Raw genomic sequence first — 19,913 nt, forward strand, 5'->3', positions numbered from 1 at the left:
CTTTATCAAATATGCAGCTTTCGCTGCGTCTAATATGCTAACTTTAATTTGCAACCTGTACCATAGAATGTCTTACAACACTTCCGTGATATAAATAGCCTTTCTGGAACTCCTGAGCAACTGTGTTTTCGCCAAGGTTCTCATCCTCAACATGCATCACAGCGTTGTGCAGGTTTGGATCAAATGGCTTGCCAACTGCTTCAATAGGCTCAACACCCATATCTGCAAGTGCTTTTACAAGCTGCTTGTAAACCATATCCATACCGCTTACAAATGGATCGCTCATCTGCTCCTCGCTAAGACCTGCGAATCCACGCTCGAAGTTATCTATAATTGGAAGAAGCTTCTCTACAACTGACTTTGCTCCCATGTCGAACATGGTTGATTTTTCTTTTTCAGTTCTCTTGCGGAAGTTCTCAAATTCTGCAAGATTACGTTTTCTCAAATCATCAAGCTGCGCTGTCAGATCTTCGATCTGCTTATCTTTCTTATCTTTTTTCTTGCCAAAGAAGCGCTTCTTATCATCTGTCTGCACATCCTTGTCATCCGGCTGATTCTCGGCAGCCTGTGCATCTGTCTGCTCCTGACTCATATCTTCAGCAGACTCCTGCTCGGTCTCTTCAAGAATCTCATCAGTAACTGTTTCTTTTTCCATGTCTGTCACGATACATCCGCCTTTCTATCTCCTGTTTTTCAGGATCTTTCCTCAGGCCTGACCTAAGGTTCATTTTTTTTATAAATTGCATCCAGCTGATCTCTTAAATTCTTCAATGTGCCTACAACCTTTTCGTAATCCATACGCTTTGGTCCTACCACACCAAGAGTTCCCTGAACGCCATCACCCAAATCATATCTTGCGGTTACTACGCTGCAGTCTTTCATGTCCTGCATGCCGTTCTCCTCACCGATATAAACCTGAATGCCCGAATTGCTCTGTGAACCGCTCTCCGAGTTCTTATCTAAATTATCCTCAAGCAGCTTTGCAAGCTCTTCCTTTTCCTCAAATGTGGAAATCAGACGCTGTGCATTTTTCTCATCCGAAAGTTCTGGGTAACGGAATATATTATTTGCACCGCTCGTATAAATTACCGGTGCCGATTCATGTTTGATCGCCTCTGCGACCGCCTCAAGCACACTTCCTACAACGCAGCTGTAATCTCCTGCCTGCTCCTTTAGCTGTGTGATGATTCCCAGATTAATCTGGTCTATCGTCAAACCATTCAAGGCGCTGTTAATGAGGACATTTAATTTAAGAAGCTCTTCCTCGCTGATGTCGCTTTCGATATTTAAAATCGTGTTCTTTACAAGATTTCCTTCGACTACGATAACGGCTAAAAGCTTTCCTTCCTCCATTCGTGAAAGCTGTAAAAACTTAAGCTTATTTGTACCAACCTGCGGTCCTGTAATCATCGTCGCATAATTGGTATTTGCTGCAAGAACCTTAACCATCTGCTTTAACAAAAGCTCAAGCCGGTCTACTCTCTTGACTACAACTTCCTGAAGCTCATTGTTTTCCTTTTCACGTGTCTTCATCAGATGATCCACATACAGGCGATAGCCCTTATCCGACGGGATTCGTCCGGCAGATGTATGTGGCTGAATGATAAGCCCCATCTCCTCAAGATCTGCCATCTCATTTCTAATCGTGGCTGAACTTAAGTTTAAGTCCGTGTACTTAGAAATCGTCCGTGAGCCTACCGGTTCACCAGTCTCCAGATAATTTTTAATGATTGCTGTAAAAATCTTCCATTTTCTGTCATCTAGTTCCACAAGCTCACTTCCTTTTCCTTTGTTTCTATTAGCACTCATCATCCCTGAGTGCTAACGATTATAAAATAGCACTATCGGGACGTATTGTCAATACATTTGGGAAAAAAAATTGTGAAAATTTTGGGAACAATAAGAGCCGGGCAGCACTGCCCGGCTCTTATTAATATATTTATTATGTTGAGAGGATTATACAATACCCTGTGCGTTCATAGCTTCTACGACTTTCTCGAAACCTGCGATGTTTGCACCCATTACATAGTTTCCTTCGTAGCCGTATTTCTTTGCTGCTTCGTCTACCTTCTTGAAGATATTGATCATGATGTTGTGCAGCTTCTCGTCTACTTCCTCGAATGTCCAGGAAAGTCTCTCGCTATTCTGGCTCATTTCAAGTGCAGATGTTGCAACACCGCCTGCGTTTGCAGCCTTTCCTGGCATGAACATCATTCCACTCTCTAAGAAGAAGTCTGTTGCCTCTCTGGTGGATGGCATGTTTGCACCCTCTGCTACAAGGAAGCATCCATTTGCCTTTAACTGCTTTGCATCCTCAAGGTCTAACTCATTCTGAGTTGCGCATGGAAGTGCGATATCACACTTAACGCTCCATACACCCTTGCCTTCATGATACTCAACACCCGGCTTTGCTTCTGCGTACTCTTTGATTCTTCCGCGGCGAACTTCCTTGATCTGCTTTACAAGGTCAAGATCAATGCCGTTTGGATCATAAATCCAACCGTTAGAATCACTTAATGTAACAACCTTCATGCCATACTGCTGAGCCTTCTCAGTTGTGTAAATTGCAACATTTCCTGAACCGGAAACAGCAACTGTCTTTCCTTCCATGGTCATACCTGCATTTAACAGCATCTCGCGAACCATATATACAAGACCATAACCAGTAGCCTCTGTTCTTGCAAGAGAACCACCGTATGTCAGACCCTTACCAGTTAAAACGCCCTCATACAGACCAGTCAGTCTCTTATACTGTCCATACAGATAGCCAATCTCTCTTCCGCCTACACCAATGTCACCAGCCGGTACATCTGTATCTGCGCCAATGTGACGATACAGCTCTGTCATAAAGCTCTGGCAGAATTTCATAATTTCACGGTCTGACTTGCCCTTCGGATCAAAATCAGAACCACCCTTGCCGCCTCCGATTGGAAGTCCTGTCAGTGAGTTCTTAAAGGTCTGCTCAAAACCAAGGAACTTGATAATACCAAGATTTACAGATGGGTGAAGACGAAGTCCACCCTTGTACGGTCCGATTGCACTGTTAAACTGTACACGGAAACCTCTATTTACATGAGCCTGTCCGTTGTCATCTACCCACGGTACACGGAATGTAATAATACGCTCTGGCTCTGTCATTCTTTCAAGCAAAGCATCTTTGCGGTACTGCTCCTCATTTGCCTCAATTACCGGACGAAGGGAATCAAGAACTTCCTTAACTGCCTGCTGAAACTCTTTCTCGCCTGGATTCTTCTCTGCAACCTTCTGCAGCACTTCATCTACGTAAGACATTATGACCTCTCAATCTGCCGCTCTGGAGCGACCTCTTACAATATCCAACTCTATTTTTCGGACATCGGAGTGAATGCTGATTTTCACTCTACTCTACCTGCCCACCCGAAACCTAGAGATGTCAAATGCACTGATGTCGATCGGGTGGATTTTTGTTACCGGCTTTGAAAACCGACATGTATATGGTACTACATGAATTAAATTACGTCAATATGTGTTTTTTAAAAATAAAATAAATTTTTTAGCATGTTTTTGTGTATTTATACAATGCGCTATGGTAAAGTGACAAAGTGCCGATTTTTTTCTTTCTCTTCCGTTCATATTGCACATATAAAAAAAGCCCAAAGACAGGCCGGATTTCTCCGGTACCCGCCTTTGGGTTTAGTTGCAAAACTATTTAGAAATCAAACTTTTCTTCGAAATATGCCTTAAGATCTGCAATAGCAACACGCTCCTGCTTCATGGTATCACGATCACGAACAGTTACGCAGCCATCAGTCTCAGAATCAAAGTCATAGGTGATGCAGAACGGTGTTCCGATCTCATCCTGTCTTCTGTAACGCTTTCCAATTGCACCGCGGTCATCAAACTCACAGTTGTACTTTTTGATAAGCTGCTCATATACCTTCATAGCACCATCATTGAGCTTCTTAGAAAGCGGAAGCACACCGATCTTTACTGGTGCCAATGCCGGATGGAAATGAAGAACAGTACGAACATCGCCGCCCTCTAACTCTTCCTCGTCATATGCTGCACAAAGGAATGCCAGTGTTACACGGTCAGCTCCAAGAGATGGCTCGATAACATATGGAATGTAACGCTCCTTCTTCTCATCATCAAAGTAGGTCATATCCTCACCAGATGTGTTCTGATGCTGAGTTAAATCGTAATCGGTACGGTCTGCGATACCCCAAAGCTCACCCCATCCAAACGGGAATAAGAACTCGATATCAGTTGTTCCCTTAGAATAGAAGCACAGCTCCTCAGGAGAATGATCTCTTGCACGCATCTCGTCTTCCTTGATGCCAAGGCTCTTTAACCAGTCGATGCAGTACTGACGCCAATACTGGAACCACTCAAGATCAGTACCTGGCTCACAGAAGAACTCTAACTCCATCTGCTCGAACTCTCTTGTACGGAATGTAAAGTTTCCTGGTGTAATCTCGTTACGGAAGGACTTTCCGATCTGGCCAATACCAAATGGAAGCTTCTTACGTGATGTTCTCTGTACATTTTTGAAGTTTACGAAGATACCTTGTGCAGTCTCCGGACGAAGATATACGGTATTCTTTGCATCCTCAGTAACACCCTGGAATGTCTTAAACATCAAATTAAACTGACGAATATCAGTGAAATCATGCTTTCCGCATGTCGGACAGCAAATATTCTTCTCATCGATGAACTCCTTCATCTCCTGTGTTGTCCAGCCGTCAATTGGCTTTTCCGGCTCCTGTCCCTGCTCAGCATAGTAATCCTCAATCAGCTTATCAGCACGGAAACGCTCATGGCAGCACTTACAGTCCATTAACGGATCAGAGAAACCGCCCAGATGGCCTGAAGCTACCCATGTCTGTGGGTTCATCAGGATTGCACAGTCTACACCTACATTATAAGGATTGCCAGTAACAAACTTCTGCCACCATGCCTTTTTTACATTATTCTTAAGTTCAACACCGAGATTACCATAATCCCATGTATTTGCCAGACCGCCGTAAATCTCAGATCCTGGATATACAAAGCCTCTGGACTTTGCAAGAGCTACAATTTTCTCTAATGTCTTTTCCATAATCGTTCTTCCTCCAAAAATGTTTTATAAAGTTACTGTTCGCAAAACGAAAGATTGCGCTTTGCTCACTGTGACTACTTGAAAATGATATACCCACCGTCATTGCCAGTGATCTGGGCACAGTTTGATGCCAGAACTGTAACATTTTGGGAAACATATGCAATATCATGCTCACCAAATACAGTTACGGGGTAATCTGCGTACACAAGACAATAATCTGTCTTTTTCATCAAATCTTCACTGCTGATATGCTTTTGACCATCGCTTGTGACAAAATCGCCGCTAAGTGCCATGGTACTGCTGCCAAGCTGTGATGTGTAAAGCTTGCTTCCACCGGCATTTTGAATCTCAGCAGAATTAAAGCCTGTATAGGTATCACCATTTGCATACGTAAATACGACGCTTGCTTTTTTGTCCTTCACTACTGCCTTTTCGTAGCACACTGGAAGAAGAATACTTTCTTTTTCTTCCTTTGTCATCTGATCATAGCTATAATAGGAGCAGTCATACACATTTTTGTTGAAAGACAGCGCCTCCTGCTGTGCCACACCTGCAAGCTCGTCGATACTGTAGTAATCCTTATCAAAGTCAGAAATCATGGCAGCACGGATTGTAGCATTGTCTTCCACGTAAATGCTGTTTTCGGCTTCTGTGAAGTCATATGACTTCGTAAACAATCCACAGCCTTCTAAACTGACCGCCGCCACAAGCCCTGCCATAAGACTGGCTATTTTTATCCGTATCATCCTGTTTCTCATACTTTTCTTTCCTCTCATTACTGCCTCTTTTCGGCAGAGACTTATCTTTTATACATTCTATGGTATCTTGGCGAATATTTCAAGTATAAAATCTTCCTATTTCTTTAACATTTCTTTACAAATGTGTCAGCAATCTGCTCTAATCACATAAAAAGCAGGCAAAATGGCTTACAAAGTGCCCATAAAATGCACCATCTCCTCAAGGACCTGCAATGATTTAAACTCTCTTGAAAAGTATCGTCTGCGCCATTTCACTGTCAGATCATAAAGTGTACGCTTAACTGGCTCTTCAAGACAGAATGTGTAAAGTCTGCCGATTGGAGCCGTCAGAATATACTGAAGCGTATACATAGCTGATTCATCCAGATAAAGACGCGCCGATGTATGTGCCTCATTTTTTCTTTTTGCACATTCTTCACAGACACAATTTCCCCGCTCGACAGACAGCCAGCCTTTTGTGAGTTTGCTTTTACATACACTGCACTCAAATACCTGCGGATAAACACCCATCACTAAAAACAGACGAAGCTCATAAACAAGACGCACAAGCTCATCTGGAATAGCCTGATTCTCCAATGCCTTTAATGAGAAATAAAGAAGATTCAACAATTCTCTTCCATCATCATTTTCCTCTGAGGCAAAACCTGCTGCCTCAAGGAAATAGCAGCCATATGCCATCTTAGTCACGTCAGAGCTGACTGCCTCAAAATACTCTTTTATTGAAGCAGCCTGCACTGTGTACGAATCTCGTCCGGCATGCAGTGTAAATATACCCATGGAAAACGGACGTGCCGCAGCTAACAGCGAACTGTTTGGCCGTCTTGCCCCACGCACAAATGCGCTGATTCGCCCAAGATCTGTTGTCAAAAGCACAATTCGCCTGTCATATTCACCTATTGGCATGGCAGACAGAACCATTCCGTTCACTGTTACGGTATCCATTTGTTTTCCTTTCTATAAGCTTACTTCTCGTCCTCGTGATATCCAAAGTTCTTCATGTAAAGGTCGCTGTCGCGCCAGTCCTTACGCACCTTGACAAACAACTTTAAATTAACCTTCATCTCAAGCATATCTTCGATGTCACGACGTGCATCACTTCCGATTGCTTTTAGCATCGAGCCGCCCTTGCCGATAATGATTCCCTTATGAGACTCACGCTCACATATAATGGATGCTTCGATATCCATCACAGAGCCATCCGGGCGCTCTTTCATCTGCTCGATTGTAACTGCAATGCCGTGCGGAATTTCTTCCTGAAGACGTCTAAGTGCCTTCTCTCGAATCATCTCTGCTGCAATCTGACGCATTGGCTGATCAGTGACAGTATCCTCATCATAATACATTGGGCCATACGGCAGATAACGAAATACAGTATCAAGCAGTGTATCTGTATTGACACTTCTAAGTGCAGAAACGGCTACCACCTCATTAAAGTCTGCAATTTGACGGTATGCCTTGATGCACTCTGCCACTGCTTCCTTCTTTACTGTATCAGTCTTGTTGACGATCAAAAAGACAGGACACTTGAGCTGGCGAAGCTTCTTTGCAATCTCCTGTTCGCCTCTTCCGATAAAGGTGGTCGGCTCAACAAGCCACATGACAATGTCAGCCTGTGAAAATGTTTTCTGCGCAACCTCTACCATATATGTGCCCAGACGATTCTGTGCCTTATGGATGCCCGGCGTATCCAGAAAAACGGCCTGACCGCGCTCATCTGTATAGACGGTGCGGATCTGATTTCTCGTTGTCTGAGGCTTTCTTGATGTGATCGCAATCTTTTGTCCAATCAGATGATTCATCAACGTGGACTTTCCCACGTTTGGACGTCCGACCAGTGCAATAAAGCCTGATTTTTTCTGTTTTTCCATATTTTATTTCCTTTCCAGTGTAACAAACTACAATGATCGTACCGTTGTAAAAAGTGAGCTGTTTTCTTTTATCTTGTTTTCATTTCCAACTACGCAAAGGCAATTATTAGAAAGTACCGCTTTCGCATACGGCACAAGTGCACGAATTTCCTTGGCATCTGTATCAATCACTTCATCTCGCTCCTTTTGAAGCTGCTCTCTTGTGATTCCACTTAAATACGCAGTAAGACCACGCACACCAAGCGCTGCTGGATTTTTCGGAATGTCCATCTCACTAATTGCACCTATAACATATCGGTCCATACTTCTCTCATCCTGATCAAACTGCTCAAGATATTCTGGAAGCTTATCATATACTTCATTTGTTTCGGCAAGCTTAGGATCAAGATAAGATACCATATAACAGTCACCATCACGTCCAAAACCGGACATACAGCCATAAGCACCGCCCTTGACGCGCAGACGTATCCAAAGATAATCATAATTTAAGATGTTTTGCAGCACAAGAAGTGATCCTCTAAATGGCAGCCCGGCATCCTTATAATTGCCAGTTCTTCCCACAAATTGAATCTGTGATGCACAGCATATGCCCTCATTTTTCTTTTCAAGCGGCATATTCCAATCTGCCTTTACAAAAGGCTCATCTGGCATCTGCTTTATAAGCGTATCCATTGCCTTTTCTAAAACATCATAGCCTTCCTTATCTGCGGTAAAGCTGACAAGAAGCGCTCTTTTATTAAACAGTTGATTACTGACAGCGCGCAGCTTCTCAATTATCATACCCTTTCGTTCTTCGAAGTGATCATACAAATCATTTAAAAATTCATAGAACGAAATACCCGTCATAATCTCATTTAAGTAGCCTGACTCACTGTGATAGGAGGACGCCCTCTTGATTGACGTATTATGTCCAGCACTCTTTAGGCGCTCATACAGCTGTGAACGCGTCTCACCGATTATCTCTAACAGACGCTTCTCATTTGCAAGATCAGACTGATACATCATCTTAGCTGTAAGGTTAACTGCTGTCTCAAGCTCATGATAAAATGCCTTTATGCGGAAAGAAAAACGCACAGTTGGTCTTCCTGTCTCTGGCTGCAGCACAACAAAGCCCGGATCAATGCCACCCGTATGAATATTAACCTCATCCATCAGCTCTGTATAGCTGTATTCTCCTGCTGCCACAACACCTAAAATCTGCTTTAATAAAGACAGATATGGAAGCTCTGAAAGATCTGCAAAATCAGCATCAAATACAAGCTCCAAATAGCCGATCTTTTTTGTTGACATCTCGTGAAATAATACCTTCACTCCATCCATGCTTCGCTCTTCATTGTAAAGCGGCAGCACTTCACGCTTAATATCTGCGCGTGTCAGCATAGGAATAGTCTCAAGCTCTTCTTTCGTGCTTGGAGTTTCCTGATATTCCTTTAACTCCTTTGTGTGACGCACAATTTCTTCAATCTCTTCTTTTGAGAGAGAATCTTTATAAACACGAAGCTTCTCTGCTGTCTTTTCTTCATTTTCAGCATCAAGACCAACCTTTGGCACAGCCATTGCCACAACACCAAATGAATTGTCAATCAGACACTCTTTTATCAGCTGCTCAAAATAGCTTCCCTCTGCCTTTTTGTAGAGTTCATCCATCGCATCCTGCGTCTCTAAAAGCAAAAATGCAGCATTGTCATCATAAAGCCAGCTGTCAAAAAGATCCAGTCCATACATAAGACCTTTCGGCCAACGGCCAAAATCGCCTTCTTTTAAGCGAAACTGTAAGCTGTTTAAACCAGCAAGAAGTGAACGCTTCTGTAAGCCTTCCTCTGCAAGCTTTCTTAACGTTGCCTCAATTGTCTCCACAAAGACTTCTCTTTGCTCTTGTCTGGCACCTTTTGTAGTAACCTCAAATGATGGCTGCAAAATACCATCCTCGAAGCCTCCATAAATATCTACACCGATTCCAGCATCAAGAAGTGCCTGCTTAAGAGGCGCACCAGGTGCATCAAGAAGAACATACTCTAAAACCTGAAATGCAAGATACTTTTCAAGATCAAGTGCATTTGATACAACCTTTGACCATGTAAAATAAGTACCCTCATCGTCATCCTCAGAAGCTGCATAGCACAGCGAAATCTCCTTCATCTTGTTGAACGGCTTTTGAAGTGTAACTGCTGAGTCAATCTCTTTTTTCTCGTAATGACTTAAGTACTCATGATCCATCCAATTGAGTGCTTTTTCCATATCAAGATCACCATACAGATAAATATAGCTGTTTGAAGGATGATAATAAGTATGATAAAACTCCAGATATGACTCATATGTCAGATCTGTGATAAATTCTGGATCTCCGCCTGACTCATATGCATATGTCGTGTCAGGATAAAGTGCAGCCTTCACCTGACGGCCAAGAATCTCGTCTGCACTTGAGAAAGCGCCCTTCATCTCATTATACACAACACCGTTGTATGTCAGCTCACCATCCGGACTGTCCATCTCATAGTGCCAGCCCTCCTGCTCGAAAATCTTTCTCTCTTTTGTGATATTTGGATGAAAGACACCATCCATATAGACAGACATCAAATTAAAGAAATCCTTATCATTTGTACTTGCAAGAGGATACATTGTCTTATCTGAATATGTCATTGCATTTAAAAATGTATTTAAAGATCCCTTTGCCAGCTCAACAAACGGATCCTTGACCGGGTAGCGGTCAGATCCGCAAAGCACAGTGTGCTCAATAATATGAGCCACACCTGTGCTATCTGTCGGAACAGTTCTAAATGCAATGTTAAATACTTTATTGTTGTCATCATTTTCCAGTATAAAGACACGTGCGCCTGTCTTTTTGTGGCGCATCAGATATCCCTCACTTTCAAGCTCCCTGACATAATGATGTTCAAGCAGCTCATACTGCGGTATTTTCGTTATATCCATTTTTATGCCCTTCCATCACTGTTTTTCGTCTGGCTCTTGTCTTCGCAGAATATCCTGCGGCTCTGTCTCGCCATCAAATACAACATGAAGCATCTGCTTTGGATGAGGTGCGCTCTCCTGCGCATTTCCATCCTCATCAAAAATTCCGATTACCTTAAGAGAAACATTAGTTCCGTCTGGCTTCATGCGCTCAATCGTCTCGCCAACAGTAAATTTATTCTTCTGTTCAAATACACTTCGTCCATTCTCGTCAATAGACTCTACTGTTCCCAGATATGTGTAATTCTTAACATAGGTATTGCTGTTGTAAATCTGCGCATCACTAGAAGGCTTTCCATAGAAAAATCCTGTCGTGAACTCACGGTATGTGCACTTTCCAATTTCTTCCTTGTACCATTCCATGTTTGCTTCATATTTCTTTGGATCCTCAAAATAATCGTCAAGTGCTTTTCGATAAGTGCGCGCTACAGTTGCCACATAAAGAGCAGTCTTCATGCGTCCCTCTACCTTTAAGCTATCGATACCGCTTTCTGCCAAATCCGGAATGTGTTCTATCATGCAAAGATCCTTTGAATTAAAGATGTATGTTCCTCTCTCATTCTCGTAAACAGGATAATATTCGCCCGGACGTGTCTCCTCCACGATAGAATATTTCCAGCGACACGGATGTGTGCATGCACCCTGATTGGCATCGCGTCCTACCATATAATTGCTTAAAAGACAGCGTCCTGAGTAAGAAATACACATCGCACCATGAACAAACGTCTCGATCTCAAGATCGTCTGGGATATGCGCACGAATCTGCTTTAATTCATAAAGAGAAAGCTCTCTTGCGGAAACAACACGCTTTGCGCCAAGCTGATGCCAGAAATTAAATGTTCCATAATTGCAATTGTTAGCCTGGGTACTGATATGAAGCTCCATCTCTGGAAGCTCACTCTTTGCAATCATAAAAACGCCCGGATCAGAAATGATAAGTGCATCTGGTCCAATAGTCTTTAATTCGCGAAAATAAGCGCGCACACCGTCAAGGTCATCATTATGAGCTAAAATATTAGCTGTCACATAAACCTTTACGTCATGTGCATGCGCAAAGGCGATTCCCTCTGCCATATCCTCTTTGCTAAAATTTTTTGCCTTTGCCCGAAGACCAAATGCCTCACCGCCGATATACACCGCATCTGCTCCATAGGTAACGGCAGTCTTTAATACGTCAAGACTGCTTGCCGGGATCAAAAGCTCTGGCTTTTTTCTCGCTGCCATATCACATTTCCTCCGTGTTTTTCTTCATTGTCAGTGAGACGCCGTCTCCAATCGGAATAACCGATGTGGTAAGCTCTGGCGTATGTGTCAGCATCGTCAGATATTCTCGCATTCTGCTGTGAATCGTGCGGTTGCGTCTCGTCACCGCAAATCTTGACTCCAAAACATCTCCGTCCTGAAGTACATTATCTGAAAATAAAAATCCGTCCGGAGCTAAAAGTCTTAGTACATCCGGAAGGAAATGAATATACTGTCCCTTCGCCGCATCCATAAAAATCAGGTCATACGGCTTGTCCAACGTCTTTAATATATCAGCTGCATCTCCCTCAAGAAGCGTGATGTCGCAGCCTCGCGGTGCTCTTGCAAAATTTCTTTTTGCCTCCTCAATTCGCGGCGGATATTTCTCAATCGTCGTAATCGTTGCACCAGCTGGCATCACCTCGCTCATGCGAATCGCTGAATAGCCCACTGCTGTCCCCACTTCAAGAATAGAAAGCGGCTTTTTCAAACTAATTAAAAACAGCAGAAAACTGGCAGTCTCCGGCCGAATAATCGGCACGTCTCCTGCCAGCGCATCTTTTTGAATTTCTTCACAGAGAGCGCTCCCTGGTAATTCCAGGGAGCGAATATAATCGGTTGCCCGCTCAAAATCAAACATTCACTTACTCCACTTCCATGATGATCGGAAGAATCATCGGACTGCGCTTCATCTTCTTCCACAGGTAGTTGCTTAAGCTGTCGCGAATCTCATTTTTGATCTTTGACCAATCAGAAATCTTATGATCCAGACAATCAAATACAGCATCCTCTACGACCTGCTGTGCCTCAATCATCAGATTCTCAGACTCACGTATATAAACAAATCCTCTTGATACAATGTCTGGACCTGCAAGCAGGTTGTTGGTGTAACGCTCCAATGTCAGAACAACAATAATAATACCATCCTGAGACAAATTCTGACGATCACGAAGAACTATGTTTCCAACGTCACCAACGCCAAGTCCATCCACAAGAATACCGCCGTGCGTTACCTGTCCGGTAACAAGTGCACTTTCTTCACTTAACTCAAGCACATCGCCGGACTGAATCATAAAGATATTATCCTTCGGGATTCCAAGAGATTCTGCTATCTCAGCCTGTGCCTTTCTATGACGGAACTCACCATGAACAGGAATTGAATACTTCGGGCGAACAAGTGAGTACATCAGCTTGATCTCCTCTTGACATGCGTGACCAGATACGTGCGTATCCTGATAAATAACCTCTGCGCCTAAAACGCATAATTCATTGATTACCTTTGATACAGATTTCTCATTTCCAGGAATCGGATTTGAGGAAAATACGACAAGATCACCTGGGCAGATGCTGACCTTTCTGTGAATGGCTGCTGCCATACGAGACAGTGCTGCCATAGACTCACCCTGGCTTCCTGTTGTGATAATAACGGTCTTCTCCGGTGGGTAATTGCGAAGCAGCTCAATATCAATTAAAGTGCCTTCTGGAATATTAATGTAGCCAAGCTCGCTTGCCTTTCCAATGATGTTAACCATGCTTCGTCCTTCTACAACAACCTTGCGGTCATATTTGTAGGCAGTATTGATGATCTGCTGCACACGGTCTACATTAGATGCGAATGTTGCAACGATGATTCTCTGGTTTCTGTGCTCAGAGAAAATTGTATCGAATGTATGGCCAACTGTACGCTCAGACGCTGTAAAGCCCGGTCGCAGTGCATTAGTACTATCGCAAAGAAGTGCCAGTACGCCCTTCTTTCCAAGCTCTGCAAAGCGCTGTAAGTCTGCCATATCACCAAATACAGGTGTATAGTCGATCTTAAAGTCTCCAGTATGAATAATGGTTCCTGCCGGAGAAGTAATGGCAAGTGCTGCTGCATCAACAATACTGTGATTTGTGCGGATAAACTCTACTTTAAAATCACCTGCTGAGATTGTCTGGCCATACTTTACTACCTTTCTCTTTACACTCTTTGTAATGCCGTGCTCCTCAAGCTTTCCCTCGATAATTCCAAGAGTCAGCTTTGTTCCGTAAAGCGGAACATTGATTTCTTTAAAGAAAAACGGCAATGCACCGATATGATCCTCGTGACCATGCGTAATAAATACGCCCTTTACCTTGTGAATGTTTTGTTTTAGATACGTGATATCTGGAATGACCATATCAATACCGAGCATCTCATCCCCCGGGAATGACATACCGCAGTCTACAACGATGATGCTTTCTCCATACTCAAACACAGTCATATTCATTCCGATTTGCTCAAGACCTCCTAATGGTATGACCTTGACACTTGTTTCAACTGTACTCAAATCTTACCTCCTTTTTCCTGTTCATTTATGAAACAGCTCTTTTTTCTGTCGTAACTTCTCTGTCCAATGTTTCATCCAATTAACTGATTGGAGTCTTCATTCACTTTATTGCCATAGCGCACTTACATTTTCTGTGCATCACTCAATGGTAATATCCTCATCAGAAAGGAGTTCTTCAAATACTTTCGAAACAGCGTCAAGCTCGGTCTCATCTTCAACGAGCTCATACACGGCCTCCGGATCCTCATCACGTGATGTGTCCTTTAAAATCAGACACTCTGCATCCTCATCATCCGAATCTGCCACCAGCAGATAATTGCTTGCACCGAGCCTTGTTTCCTCAATCACATAAAACGTTACCTCTGTTCCATCATCTGCTGTCAAAATGATCTTATCTTCCATTCGCCTTCTCCAGTCTTTTCTTTTTCCTAGTCTGCTGTGCTATTCATAACTTCCAGGTTTTTATTATTATTTTTTTCTTCTGTGTCCGATTCGCTATCAGCAAGTTTACTGCCCTTCTTTGTGTTTTCCATAAAGTCCTGCAAAATAAGCCCTGCTGCTACCTGATCGATCACGGTTTTTCGTTTTTCCCTAGGCATACCGCACTCCTGCAGAATTTCATCAGCTGCCACCGTTGTCAGCCTCTCATCCTGCATAATCACCTCAAGTTTGGTTCTACGCTCTAGCATTGCTTTAAACGCAAGCGCAAGCTCTGCACGCTCTCCTGCTGATCCGTCCATATTGACTGGATAACCCAAAACGATCTTTTCGATCTGGTATTCTCCTACCAGCTGTTCAATGCGCGCAAGTGTACGCCGCAATTTATTCTCCTCTTTTCTTGTAATGGTTTCTAACGGCTGAGCAGTGTAACCCAACGGATCAGTAACCGCCACTCCCACTGTCTTGGAACCATAGTCGAGTCCTAATAATCTCACTTTTTCTCTCTGCCTTTTCTTTCAATGCATGTTTCTACGTAGTTTCTCATCAGTTCTTCGAGAATTTCATCTCGCTCAACCTTCATGATGAGGCTTCTGGCATTATTGTGGCTTGTGATATAGGTCGGATCACCGGACATAATATATCCGACAATCTGGTTGACCGGATTGTATCCCCTCTCTACGAGCGCCTGATATACTCTCAGAATTACTTCTGATACAGAAATTCGCTTCGTCTGGTTGATGTCAATAAATTGAGTATTTTTTAAATCTGCCATTGATTCACGCCCTTCCTACAGTCCAAAACCTGCTAAACAATAATATTGTAATACATTTCGTCTAATTCGGCAAGTATTTTTTTTGCCAGTTCAGGCGTCCTGTTAGATTCGTACAAATCTCATGCTTGCATGAAGATTTTACGAATCAGCAGGGCATCCCATAAACTGTCATTCACCCCTGTCTTGCCTTCATCACATCCGCAGTCAATTCACCTTCGATTATTGCATCGATGATCGTATTGTCTGGCGCATCCGTCTCTACCGCACATTTTATGTACTCTGGCGTATGGCCGACCATGTAGGAGACACCATTAATTTCCTGACGCTCCTCCAATAAAACTTTGACGCACGCTCCTGTCCACTTTGTTCTAAACTCTTTTGTCATCTGTGACTCAAGTGACGAAAGTATACCGCTTCGCTGCGCCTTAATCTCTTCTGGGATCTGATTTTCCATCTTGTCAGCTCTTGTTCCTTTTCTTCTGGAATAGCGGAAAATATGCATCTCATAAAAATGCACTTTCTCAAGAAACTGACGTGTCTTATCAAATTCTTCATCCGTCTCTCCCGGAAATCCTACAATCACATCTGTTGTGATTGCTGGATTTTTAAAAGCGGCTCGAAGAAGTTTACACTTTTCATAGTATTCTTCTGGCGTGTAATGTCTATTCATACGCTTTAAAGTTTCCTCACATCCGCTTTGCAGAGACAAATGAAAATGAGGACATACTTTATGCAGCTTTTTTAAGCGGCCGACAAATTCCTCTGTAATAATACGCGGTTCAAGTGAGCCAAGACGTATTCTGCTTATGCCATCAATTGGATGAATGGCTTCAATAAGCTCGATTAAATGACTTTCCCCATCAATTTCCCTTCCATAAGAGCTTAGATGAATACCAGTCAGCACAACCTCCTGGATACCGGCTTCTGCAAGTCTTTTAATCTCAGCTATAACGTTTTCCATACGACGGCTTCGCACACGTCCTCTGGCATATGGAATAATACAGTAACTGCAGAACTGATTACATCCATCCTGAACTTTTACAAATGCTCTTGTGTGCTCTAATACTGTGCTGACTTCAAGCTCCTCATACTGCTCCTTCTCTACATCTGCCAGCACATCATCAAATGTTCTTCCTTCAAAATAAGCATCTAGTGCCGTAACAATCTGACGCTTCTGGTTATTTCCAAGAACAAGATCGACAGCAGCATCTGCTCTGGCTTCTTCTTCACTTACCTGCACATAGCAGCCTGTCGCCACCACAACAGCCTCTGGATTTAATTTTTTTGCGCGGTGCAGCATCTGCCTTGATTTTCGCTCCGCCATATTTGTAACTGAGCAGGTATTAACAACATAAACATCTGCCTGCTCTGTAAATGGAACAATATCGTAGCCTGCCGTCTGCAAAAGCTCCTCCATTGCTTCCGTCTCATATGCATTAACCTTGCAGCCTAATGTGTGAAATGCTGCCCGTCTTCCCATGTTTTCATTTTCCTTTCTCTAACTTTCCCTTGACTTTTCTACTCAAAACAAGTACTATAAACTTAAAGATGAATGTTCGTTTTTTCGGTATATCTAAAATTAAAGAACAGATAATTCCGCAAGAAGCAAACATAAAAACTCACAAACATCATATTCACAGGAGGGTATTATCATGGTTACAGTAAAAATTTCTTTAAATTCTATCGATAAGGTTAAGTCTTTTGTAAATGACCTGACCAAGTTTGATTCTGATTTTGACCTGGTTTCCGGAAGATACGTTATCGACGCAAAGTCCATTATGGGTATCTTTTCTTTGGATCTTTCCAAGCCAATCGATTTAAACATTCATGAAGAAAAGAATCTTGATACTGTTATGAAGGTTCTGGAACCATACATCATCCAGTAAATTTTTTTAACTTAACTTTCAGAGATCGTTTTATCTGACCAATCGGGGCATCACATTCGTGATGCCCTATTTTTTTGCTACAGTTCACACGTCCTGTGAACTGTAATATTAAGCCTTACACCAGATAATCTCTGCGCTATTAACTGCCTCTTCTACCATCGCATCAATCTTTTCCTCAAGCTTCTTTTCGGAACTTCTGATTACCTTTACATTTGGCTTTGTAACAGGATGCTTTGCAACAAAAATTGTACAGCAGTCCTCATACGGCTGAATAGATGTTTCAAAGGTATCAATCTTTTCTGCTACATCAACAATCTCCTGCTTGTCAAAACCGATTACCGGACGATATACAGGAAGTGTGCATACCTCATTTGTTGCCATTAAGCTCTGCATAGTCTGTGATGCTACCTGACCAATGCTCTCTCCAGTAATTAAGCCATGGCAGCCATCCTTGATGGCAATGCGCTCAGCGATACGCATCATATAGCGGCGCATGATAATAGTAAGCTCATCATGCGGGCAGGCATCGTAAATATAAAGCTGAATATCAGTAAAATTGATGACATGAAGCTTGATCGGTGTTGCATATTTAGACACAAGCTTTGCCAGATCTACTACCTTTTGCTTTGCACGCTCACTAGTATACGGCGGTGCATGGAAATAAACAGCCTCAATCGTAACGCCTCTTTTTGCAATCATATAGCCTGCAACTGGTGAATCAATTCCGCCTGACAACAAAAGCATTGCCTTTCCAGCTGTTCCAACAGGCATTCCGCCTGCACCCGGAATAGATACAGAATATACGTTGATGCAAGTGTCACGAACCTCAACAGACAATAAAACCTGCGGATTGTGAACATCTACACGCGCGTTTTCGTATGCGTTTAAGATAGCCTCGCCAAGATCTGCATTTAACTGCTGAGAATCCTTTGGATAATTCTTTCTTGCACGGCGGCTGTGTACCTTAAATGTATAATCACCCTGCGGATATACATTTCCCATATATTCCACAACCTGCTCTGCCAATTTATCATATCCTTCATCCTTAAGCTGTACAACAGGACAGATCCACACGATTCCAAATACATGCTTTAACGCATCTACTGCCTCATCATAATCATAATCGCTAAGTGCCTGCACGTAAATACGTCCAGACTCCTTCTTTACTTCAAACTCACCCTCAACACGCTCCATTGCAAGACGGATATGCTTTACAAGCGCATCCTCAAACAAATAACGGTTTTTTCCCTTAATGCCAATCTCGGCATACTTTATCAAAAATGCATGATATTTCATGTTGTTCCTCACAATTCTATCTAATGTTTATGTGAAATGATACCCACGAATTAAGCTCAAAACCTTATCGTGCAAGCACGAACGGCTTTTGGAGCTTTTGACCCTGGTATCATTCTATCGTCTTGTGTAGCGGCGAAGCATCGGAAGAAGTTCCTGCAATGCCTTAAGTGCCTGATCAAGCTCTTCCTTTGTCGTATTCTCACAGAAAGAAAAACGAAGCGTTCCCTCAATAAGCTTTTTATCCAGCCCAATTGCCTGCAGAGTACTTGAAAGTGCCGGATGGTTAGATGAGCATGCACTTCCAGATGACACATAAATGCCGCGGTCGCTGAGTGCATTTAAAAGCACCTCGCTTCTTACACCTGTGAAGCTTACACTTACAATATGCGGTGCTCGTCTTTCTATACATTCCTCACCATCTGCCGTCTCATCCCAACCGTTTATTGAAACGTCATCCAGCTTATGAATGCCCTCCAAAAAATAGCGGCGAAGCTCATTTAAATGTGCTTTCTTCTGCTCAAAGTTCTGGTAGGCAAGCTGCGCTGCCAATCCCATACCTGCTGCACCAGGTACATTTTCAGTTCCTGAACGCATACCAGACTGCTGACCGCCTCCAAAGATGATTGGATGAAGATTAACCTTGCTGCTGCAATATAAAAAGCCTGCTCCCTTTGGACCATGGAATTTATGTGAGCTGACAGACAAAAGATCAATTCCCTGCTGCTTTGGACGAATCATCACCTTGCCATATGCCTGAATGGCATCCACATGAAATACAGCACCTGGAACAGTCGCATGAACCAGCTTTGCAGCTTCCTCTACAGGCTGAATTGTTCCAATCTCATTATTTACATACATGATTGATACAAGAATGGTATCAGGTGTAAGTGCTTCCTTTAAATCTTCTAAAGAGATCTGTCCTCTGCTGTCAACTGAAAGAAATGTGATGCGAAAGCCCTGCTCCTCCAAAAAAGAAGCCGTTGCCTTGACACTTGGATGCTCGACTGCTGTTGTAATGATATGGTTTCCCTTTCTCTTTGCAGCAAGTGCCGTTCCAATAAGTGCCATATTGTTGGACTCCGTACCGCCAGAGGTAATGATAAACTCCTTTGGATCAACCTTTAAAGTAGCAGCAATTTTCTGTCTTGCTTCCTTGATATAGCCCTCTGCCACAACACCCTTTTGATGACGTGATGATGGATTTCCAAAATCAACATCCATCAATTTTTTCATCAGCTCCTGCACCTGTGCATCCACACGGGTCGTTGCTGAATTATCCAGATATGCTTCCATT

18 protein-coding genes are annotated in these 19,913 nt (G+C 42.9%); 1 reads left to right on the forward strand and 17 read right to left on the reverse strand.

Annotated features, from left to right (window positions below; all coding sequences use genetic code 11):
• Nucleotides 1-43 precede the first annotated feature (43 nt).
• From grpE to mtaB, 15 genes are all read right to left on the reverse strand, one after another.
• Nucleotides 44-655, reverse strand: a complete 612-nt coding sequence (grpE, locus tag WJP93_RS04225; protein ID WP_337547131.1) for a nucleotide exchange factor GrpE — start codon at nucleotides 653-655, stop codon at nucleotides 44-46.
• A gap of 62 nt (nucleotides 656-717) precedes the next feature.
• On the reverse strand, nucleotides 718-1,809 hold the full coding sequence (gene hrcA / locus WJP93_RS04230; RefSeq protein WP_262536716.1) for a heat-inducible transcriptional repressor HrcA: 1,092 nt from the start codon (nucleotides 1,807-1,809) through the stop codon (nucleotides 718-720).
• Between the two features lie 147 nt (nucleotides 1,810-1,956).
• The gene (gene gdhA, locus WJP93_RS04235; RefSeq protein ID WP_227100325.1) at nucleotides 1,957-3,291 is read right to left on the reverse strand and encodes an NADP-specific glutamate dehydrogenase; all 1,335 of its coding nucleotides are present in this window, start codon (nucleotides 3,289-3,291) and stop codon (nucleotides 1,957-1,959) included.
• A 397-nt stretch (nucleotides 3,292-3,688) separates the two neighbouring features.
• The gene (locus WJP93_RS04240; protein WP_118613437.1) at nucleotides 3,689-5,077 is read right to left on the reverse strand and encodes a glycine--tRNA ligase; all 1,389 of its coding nucleotides are present in this window, start codon (nucleotides 5,075-5,077) and stop codon (nucleotides 3,689-3,691) included.
• Between the two features lie 74 nt (nucleotides 5,078-5,151).
• Nucleotides 5,152-5,835 carry a hypothetical protein gene (locus tag WJP93_RS04245; protein ID WP_337547080.1) on the reverse strand — a complete coding sequence of 228 codons (684 nt, stop codon included), beginning with the start codon at nucleotides 5,833-5,835 and terminating at the stop codon, nucleotides 5,152-5,154.
• Nucleotides 5,836-6,003: 168 nt separating this feature from the next.
• Nucleotides 6,004-6,777 (reverse strand): DNA repair protein RecO, encoded by a 774-nt coding sequence (gene recO / locus WJP93_RS04250; protein ID WP_308731027.1) that lies wholly within the window; start codon nucleotides 6,775-6,777, stop codon nucleotides 6,004-6,006.
• Between the two features lie 20 nt (nucleotides 6,778-6,797).
• Nucleotides 6,798-7,703 carry a GTPase Era gene (gene era / locus WJP93_RS04255; RefSeq protein WP_066563085.1) on the reverse strand — a complete coding sequence of 302 codons (906 nt, stop codon included), beginning with the start codon at nucleotides 7,701-7,703 and terminating at the stop codon, nucleotides 6,798-6,800.
• 27 nt (nucleotides 7,704-7,730) lie between these two features.
• Nucleotides 7,731-10,634, reverse strand: coding sequence for an insulinase family protein (locus WJP93_RS04260; RefSeq protein WP_337547085.1), 2,904 nt, complete (start codon nucleotides 10,632-10,634; stop codon nucleotides 7,731-7,733).
• A gap of 15 nt (nucleotides 10,635-10,649) precedes the next feature.
• Nucleotides 10,650-11,897: a U32 family peptidase gene (locus WJP93_RS04265; protein WP_118613445.1), complete on the reverse strand. Its 1,248-nt coding sequence runs from the start codon at nucleotides 11,895-11,897 to the stop codon at nucleotides 10,650-10,652.
• Between the two features lies 1 nt (nucleotide 11,898).
• The gene (locus WJP93_RS04270) at nucleotides 11,899-12,555 is read right to left on the reverse strand and encodes an O-methyltransferase (RefSeq protein WP_337547087.1); all 657 of its coding nucleotides are present in this window, start codon (nucleotides 12,553-12,555) and stop codon (nucleotides 11,899-11,901) included.
• Nucleotides 12,556-12,559: 4 nt separating this feature from the next.
• A complete protein-coding gene (locus WJP93_RS04275; protein ID WP_227100318.1) occupies nucleotides 12,560-14,224 on the reverse strand; it encodes a ribonuclease J in 1,665 nt (554 codons plus the stop codon).
• Between the two features lie 138 nt (nucleotides 14,225-14,362).
• Nucleotides 14,363-14,626, reverse strand: a complete 264-nt coding sequence (locus WJP93_RS04280) for a DUF1292 domain-containing protein (protein ID WP_066563079.1) — start codon at nucleotides 14,624-14,626, stop codon at nucleotides 14,363-14,365.
• A 26-nt stretch (nucleotides 14,627-14,652) separates the two neighbouring features.
• Nucleotides 14,653-15,159 (reverse strand): Holliday junction resolvase RuvX, encoded by a 507-nt coding sequence (gene ruvX / locus WJP93_RS04285; RefSeq protein ID WP_118613451.1) that lies wholly within the window; start codon nucleotides 15,157-15,159, stop codon nucleotides 14,653-14,655.
• Nucleotides 15,156-15,437, reverse strand: a complete 282-nt coding sequence (locus WJP93_RS04290) for an IreB family regulatory phosphoprotein (protein WP_066563075.1) — start codon at nucleotides 15,435-15,437, stop codon at nucleotides 15,156-15,158. The genes ruvX and WJP93_RS04290 overlap by 4 nt, the downstream gene beginning before the upstream one ends.
• 172 nt (nucleotides 15,438-15,609) lie before the next feature.
• Nucleotides 15,610-16,917 (reverse strand): tRNA (N(6)-L-threonylcarbamoyladenosine(37)-C(2))-methylthiotransferase MtaB, encoded by a 1,308-nt coding sequence (mtaB, locus tag WJP93_RS04295; RefSeq protein WP_337547091.1) that lies wholly within the window; start codon nucleotides 16,915-16,917, stop codon nucleotides 15,610-15,612.
• Nucleotides 16,918-17,089: 172 nt separating this feature from the next.
• On the opposite strand from mtaB, the gene WJP93_RS04300 reads away from it, so the two are divergent.
• Complete coding sequence (locus tag WJP93_RS04300) at nucleotides 17,090-17,323, forward strand: HPr family phosphocarrier protein (RefSeq protein ID WP_066563071.1); 234 nt, start codon at nucleotides 17,090-17,092, stop codon at nucleotides 17,321-17,323.
• A 108-nt stretch (nucleotides 17,324-17,431) separates the two neighbouring features.
• Here the strand turns inward: WJP93_RS04300 and thiI are convergent, their stop codons facing one another.
• Both thiI and WJP93_RS04310 read right to left on the reverse strand, forming a co-directional pair.
• Nucleotides 17,432-18,619, reverse strand: coding sequence for a tRNA uracil 4-sulfurtransferase ThiI (thiI, locus tag WJP93_RS04305; RefSeq protein WP_227100315.1), 1,188 nt, complete (start codon nucleotides 18,617-18,619; stop codon nucleotides 17,432-17,434).
• A 114-nt stretch (nucleotides 18,620-18,733) separates the two neighbouring features.
• Entirely contained in the window at nucleotides 18,734-19,912 is a 1,179-nt protein-coding gene (locus WJP93_RS04310; RefSeq protein ID WP_337547094.1) for a cysteine desulfurase family protein, read from the reverse strand.
• Nucleotide 19,913 lies beyond the last annotated feature (1 nt).

Origin of the sequence: Anthropogastromicrobium sp., assembly GCF_037349415.1 — a bacterium.
Taxonomy (GTDB): Bacteria; Bacillota; Clostridia; order Lachnospirales; family Lachnospiraceae; genus Anthropogastromicrobium; species Anthropogastromicrobium aceti.

Coding starts and splice junctions, on each gene's coding strand:
- WJP93_RS04265 (WP_118613445.1), bottom strand. CDS start 11,897: ATGGCAGCGAGAAAAAAGCCAGAGCTTTTGATCCCGGCAAGCAGTCTT.
- WJP93_RS04245 (WP_337547080.1), bottom strand. CDS start 5,835: ATGAGAAACAGGATGATACGGATAAAAATAGCCAGTCTTATGGCAGGG.
- grpE (WP_337547131.1), bottom strand. CDS start 655: ATGGAAAAAGAAACAGTTACTGATGAGATTCTTGAAGAGACCGAGCAG.
- WJP93_RS04310 (WP_337547094.1), bottom strand. CDS start 19,912: ATGGAAGCATATCTGGATAATTCAGCAACGACCCGTGTGGATGCACAG.
- WJP93_RS04240 (WP_118613437.1), bottom strand. CDS start 5,077: ATGGAAAAGACATTAGAGAAAATTGTAGCTCTTGCAAAGTCCAGAGGC.
- gdhA (WP_227100325.1), bottom strand. CDS start 3,291: ATGTCTTACGTAGATGAAGTGCTGCAGAAGGTTGCAGAGAAGAATCCA.
- recO (WP_308731027.1), bottom strand. CDS start 6,777: ATGGATACCGTAACAGTGAACGGAATGGTTCTGTCTGCCATGCCAATA.
- thiI (WP_227100315.1), bottom strand. CDS start 18,619: ATGAAATATCATGCATTTTTGATAAAGTATGCCGAGATTGGCATTAAG.
- era (WP_066563085.1), bottom strand. CDS start 7,703: ATGGAAAAACAGAAAAAATCAGGCTTTATTGCACTGGTCGGACGTCCA.
- WJP93_RS04300 (WP_066563071.1), top strand. CDS start 17,090: ATGGTTACAGTAAAAATTTCTTTAAATTCTATCGATAAGGTTAAGTCT.
- hrcA (WP_262536716.1), bottom strand. CDS start 1,809: ATGAGTGCTAATAGAAACAAAGGAAAAGGAAGTGAGCTTGTGGAACTA.
- mtaB (WP_337547091.1), bottom strand. CDS start 16,917: ATGGGAAGACGGGCAGCATTTCACACATTAGGCTGCAAGGTTAATGCA.
- WJP93_RS04290 (WP_066563075.1), bottom strand. CDS start 15,437: ATGGCAGATTTAAAAAATACTCAATTTATTGACATCAACCAGACGAAG.
- WJP93_RS04280 (WP_066563079.1), bottom strand. CDS start 14,626: ATGGAAGATAAGATCATTTTGACAGCAGATGATGGAACAGAGGTAACG.
- WJP93_RS04260 (WP_337547085.1), bottom strand. CDS start 10,634: ATGGATATAACGAAAATACCGCAGTATGAGCTGCTTGAACATCATTAT.
- WJP93_RS04270 (WP_337547087.1), bottom strand. CDS start 12,555: ATGTTTGATTTTGAGCGGGCAACCGATTATATTCGCTCCCTGGAATTA.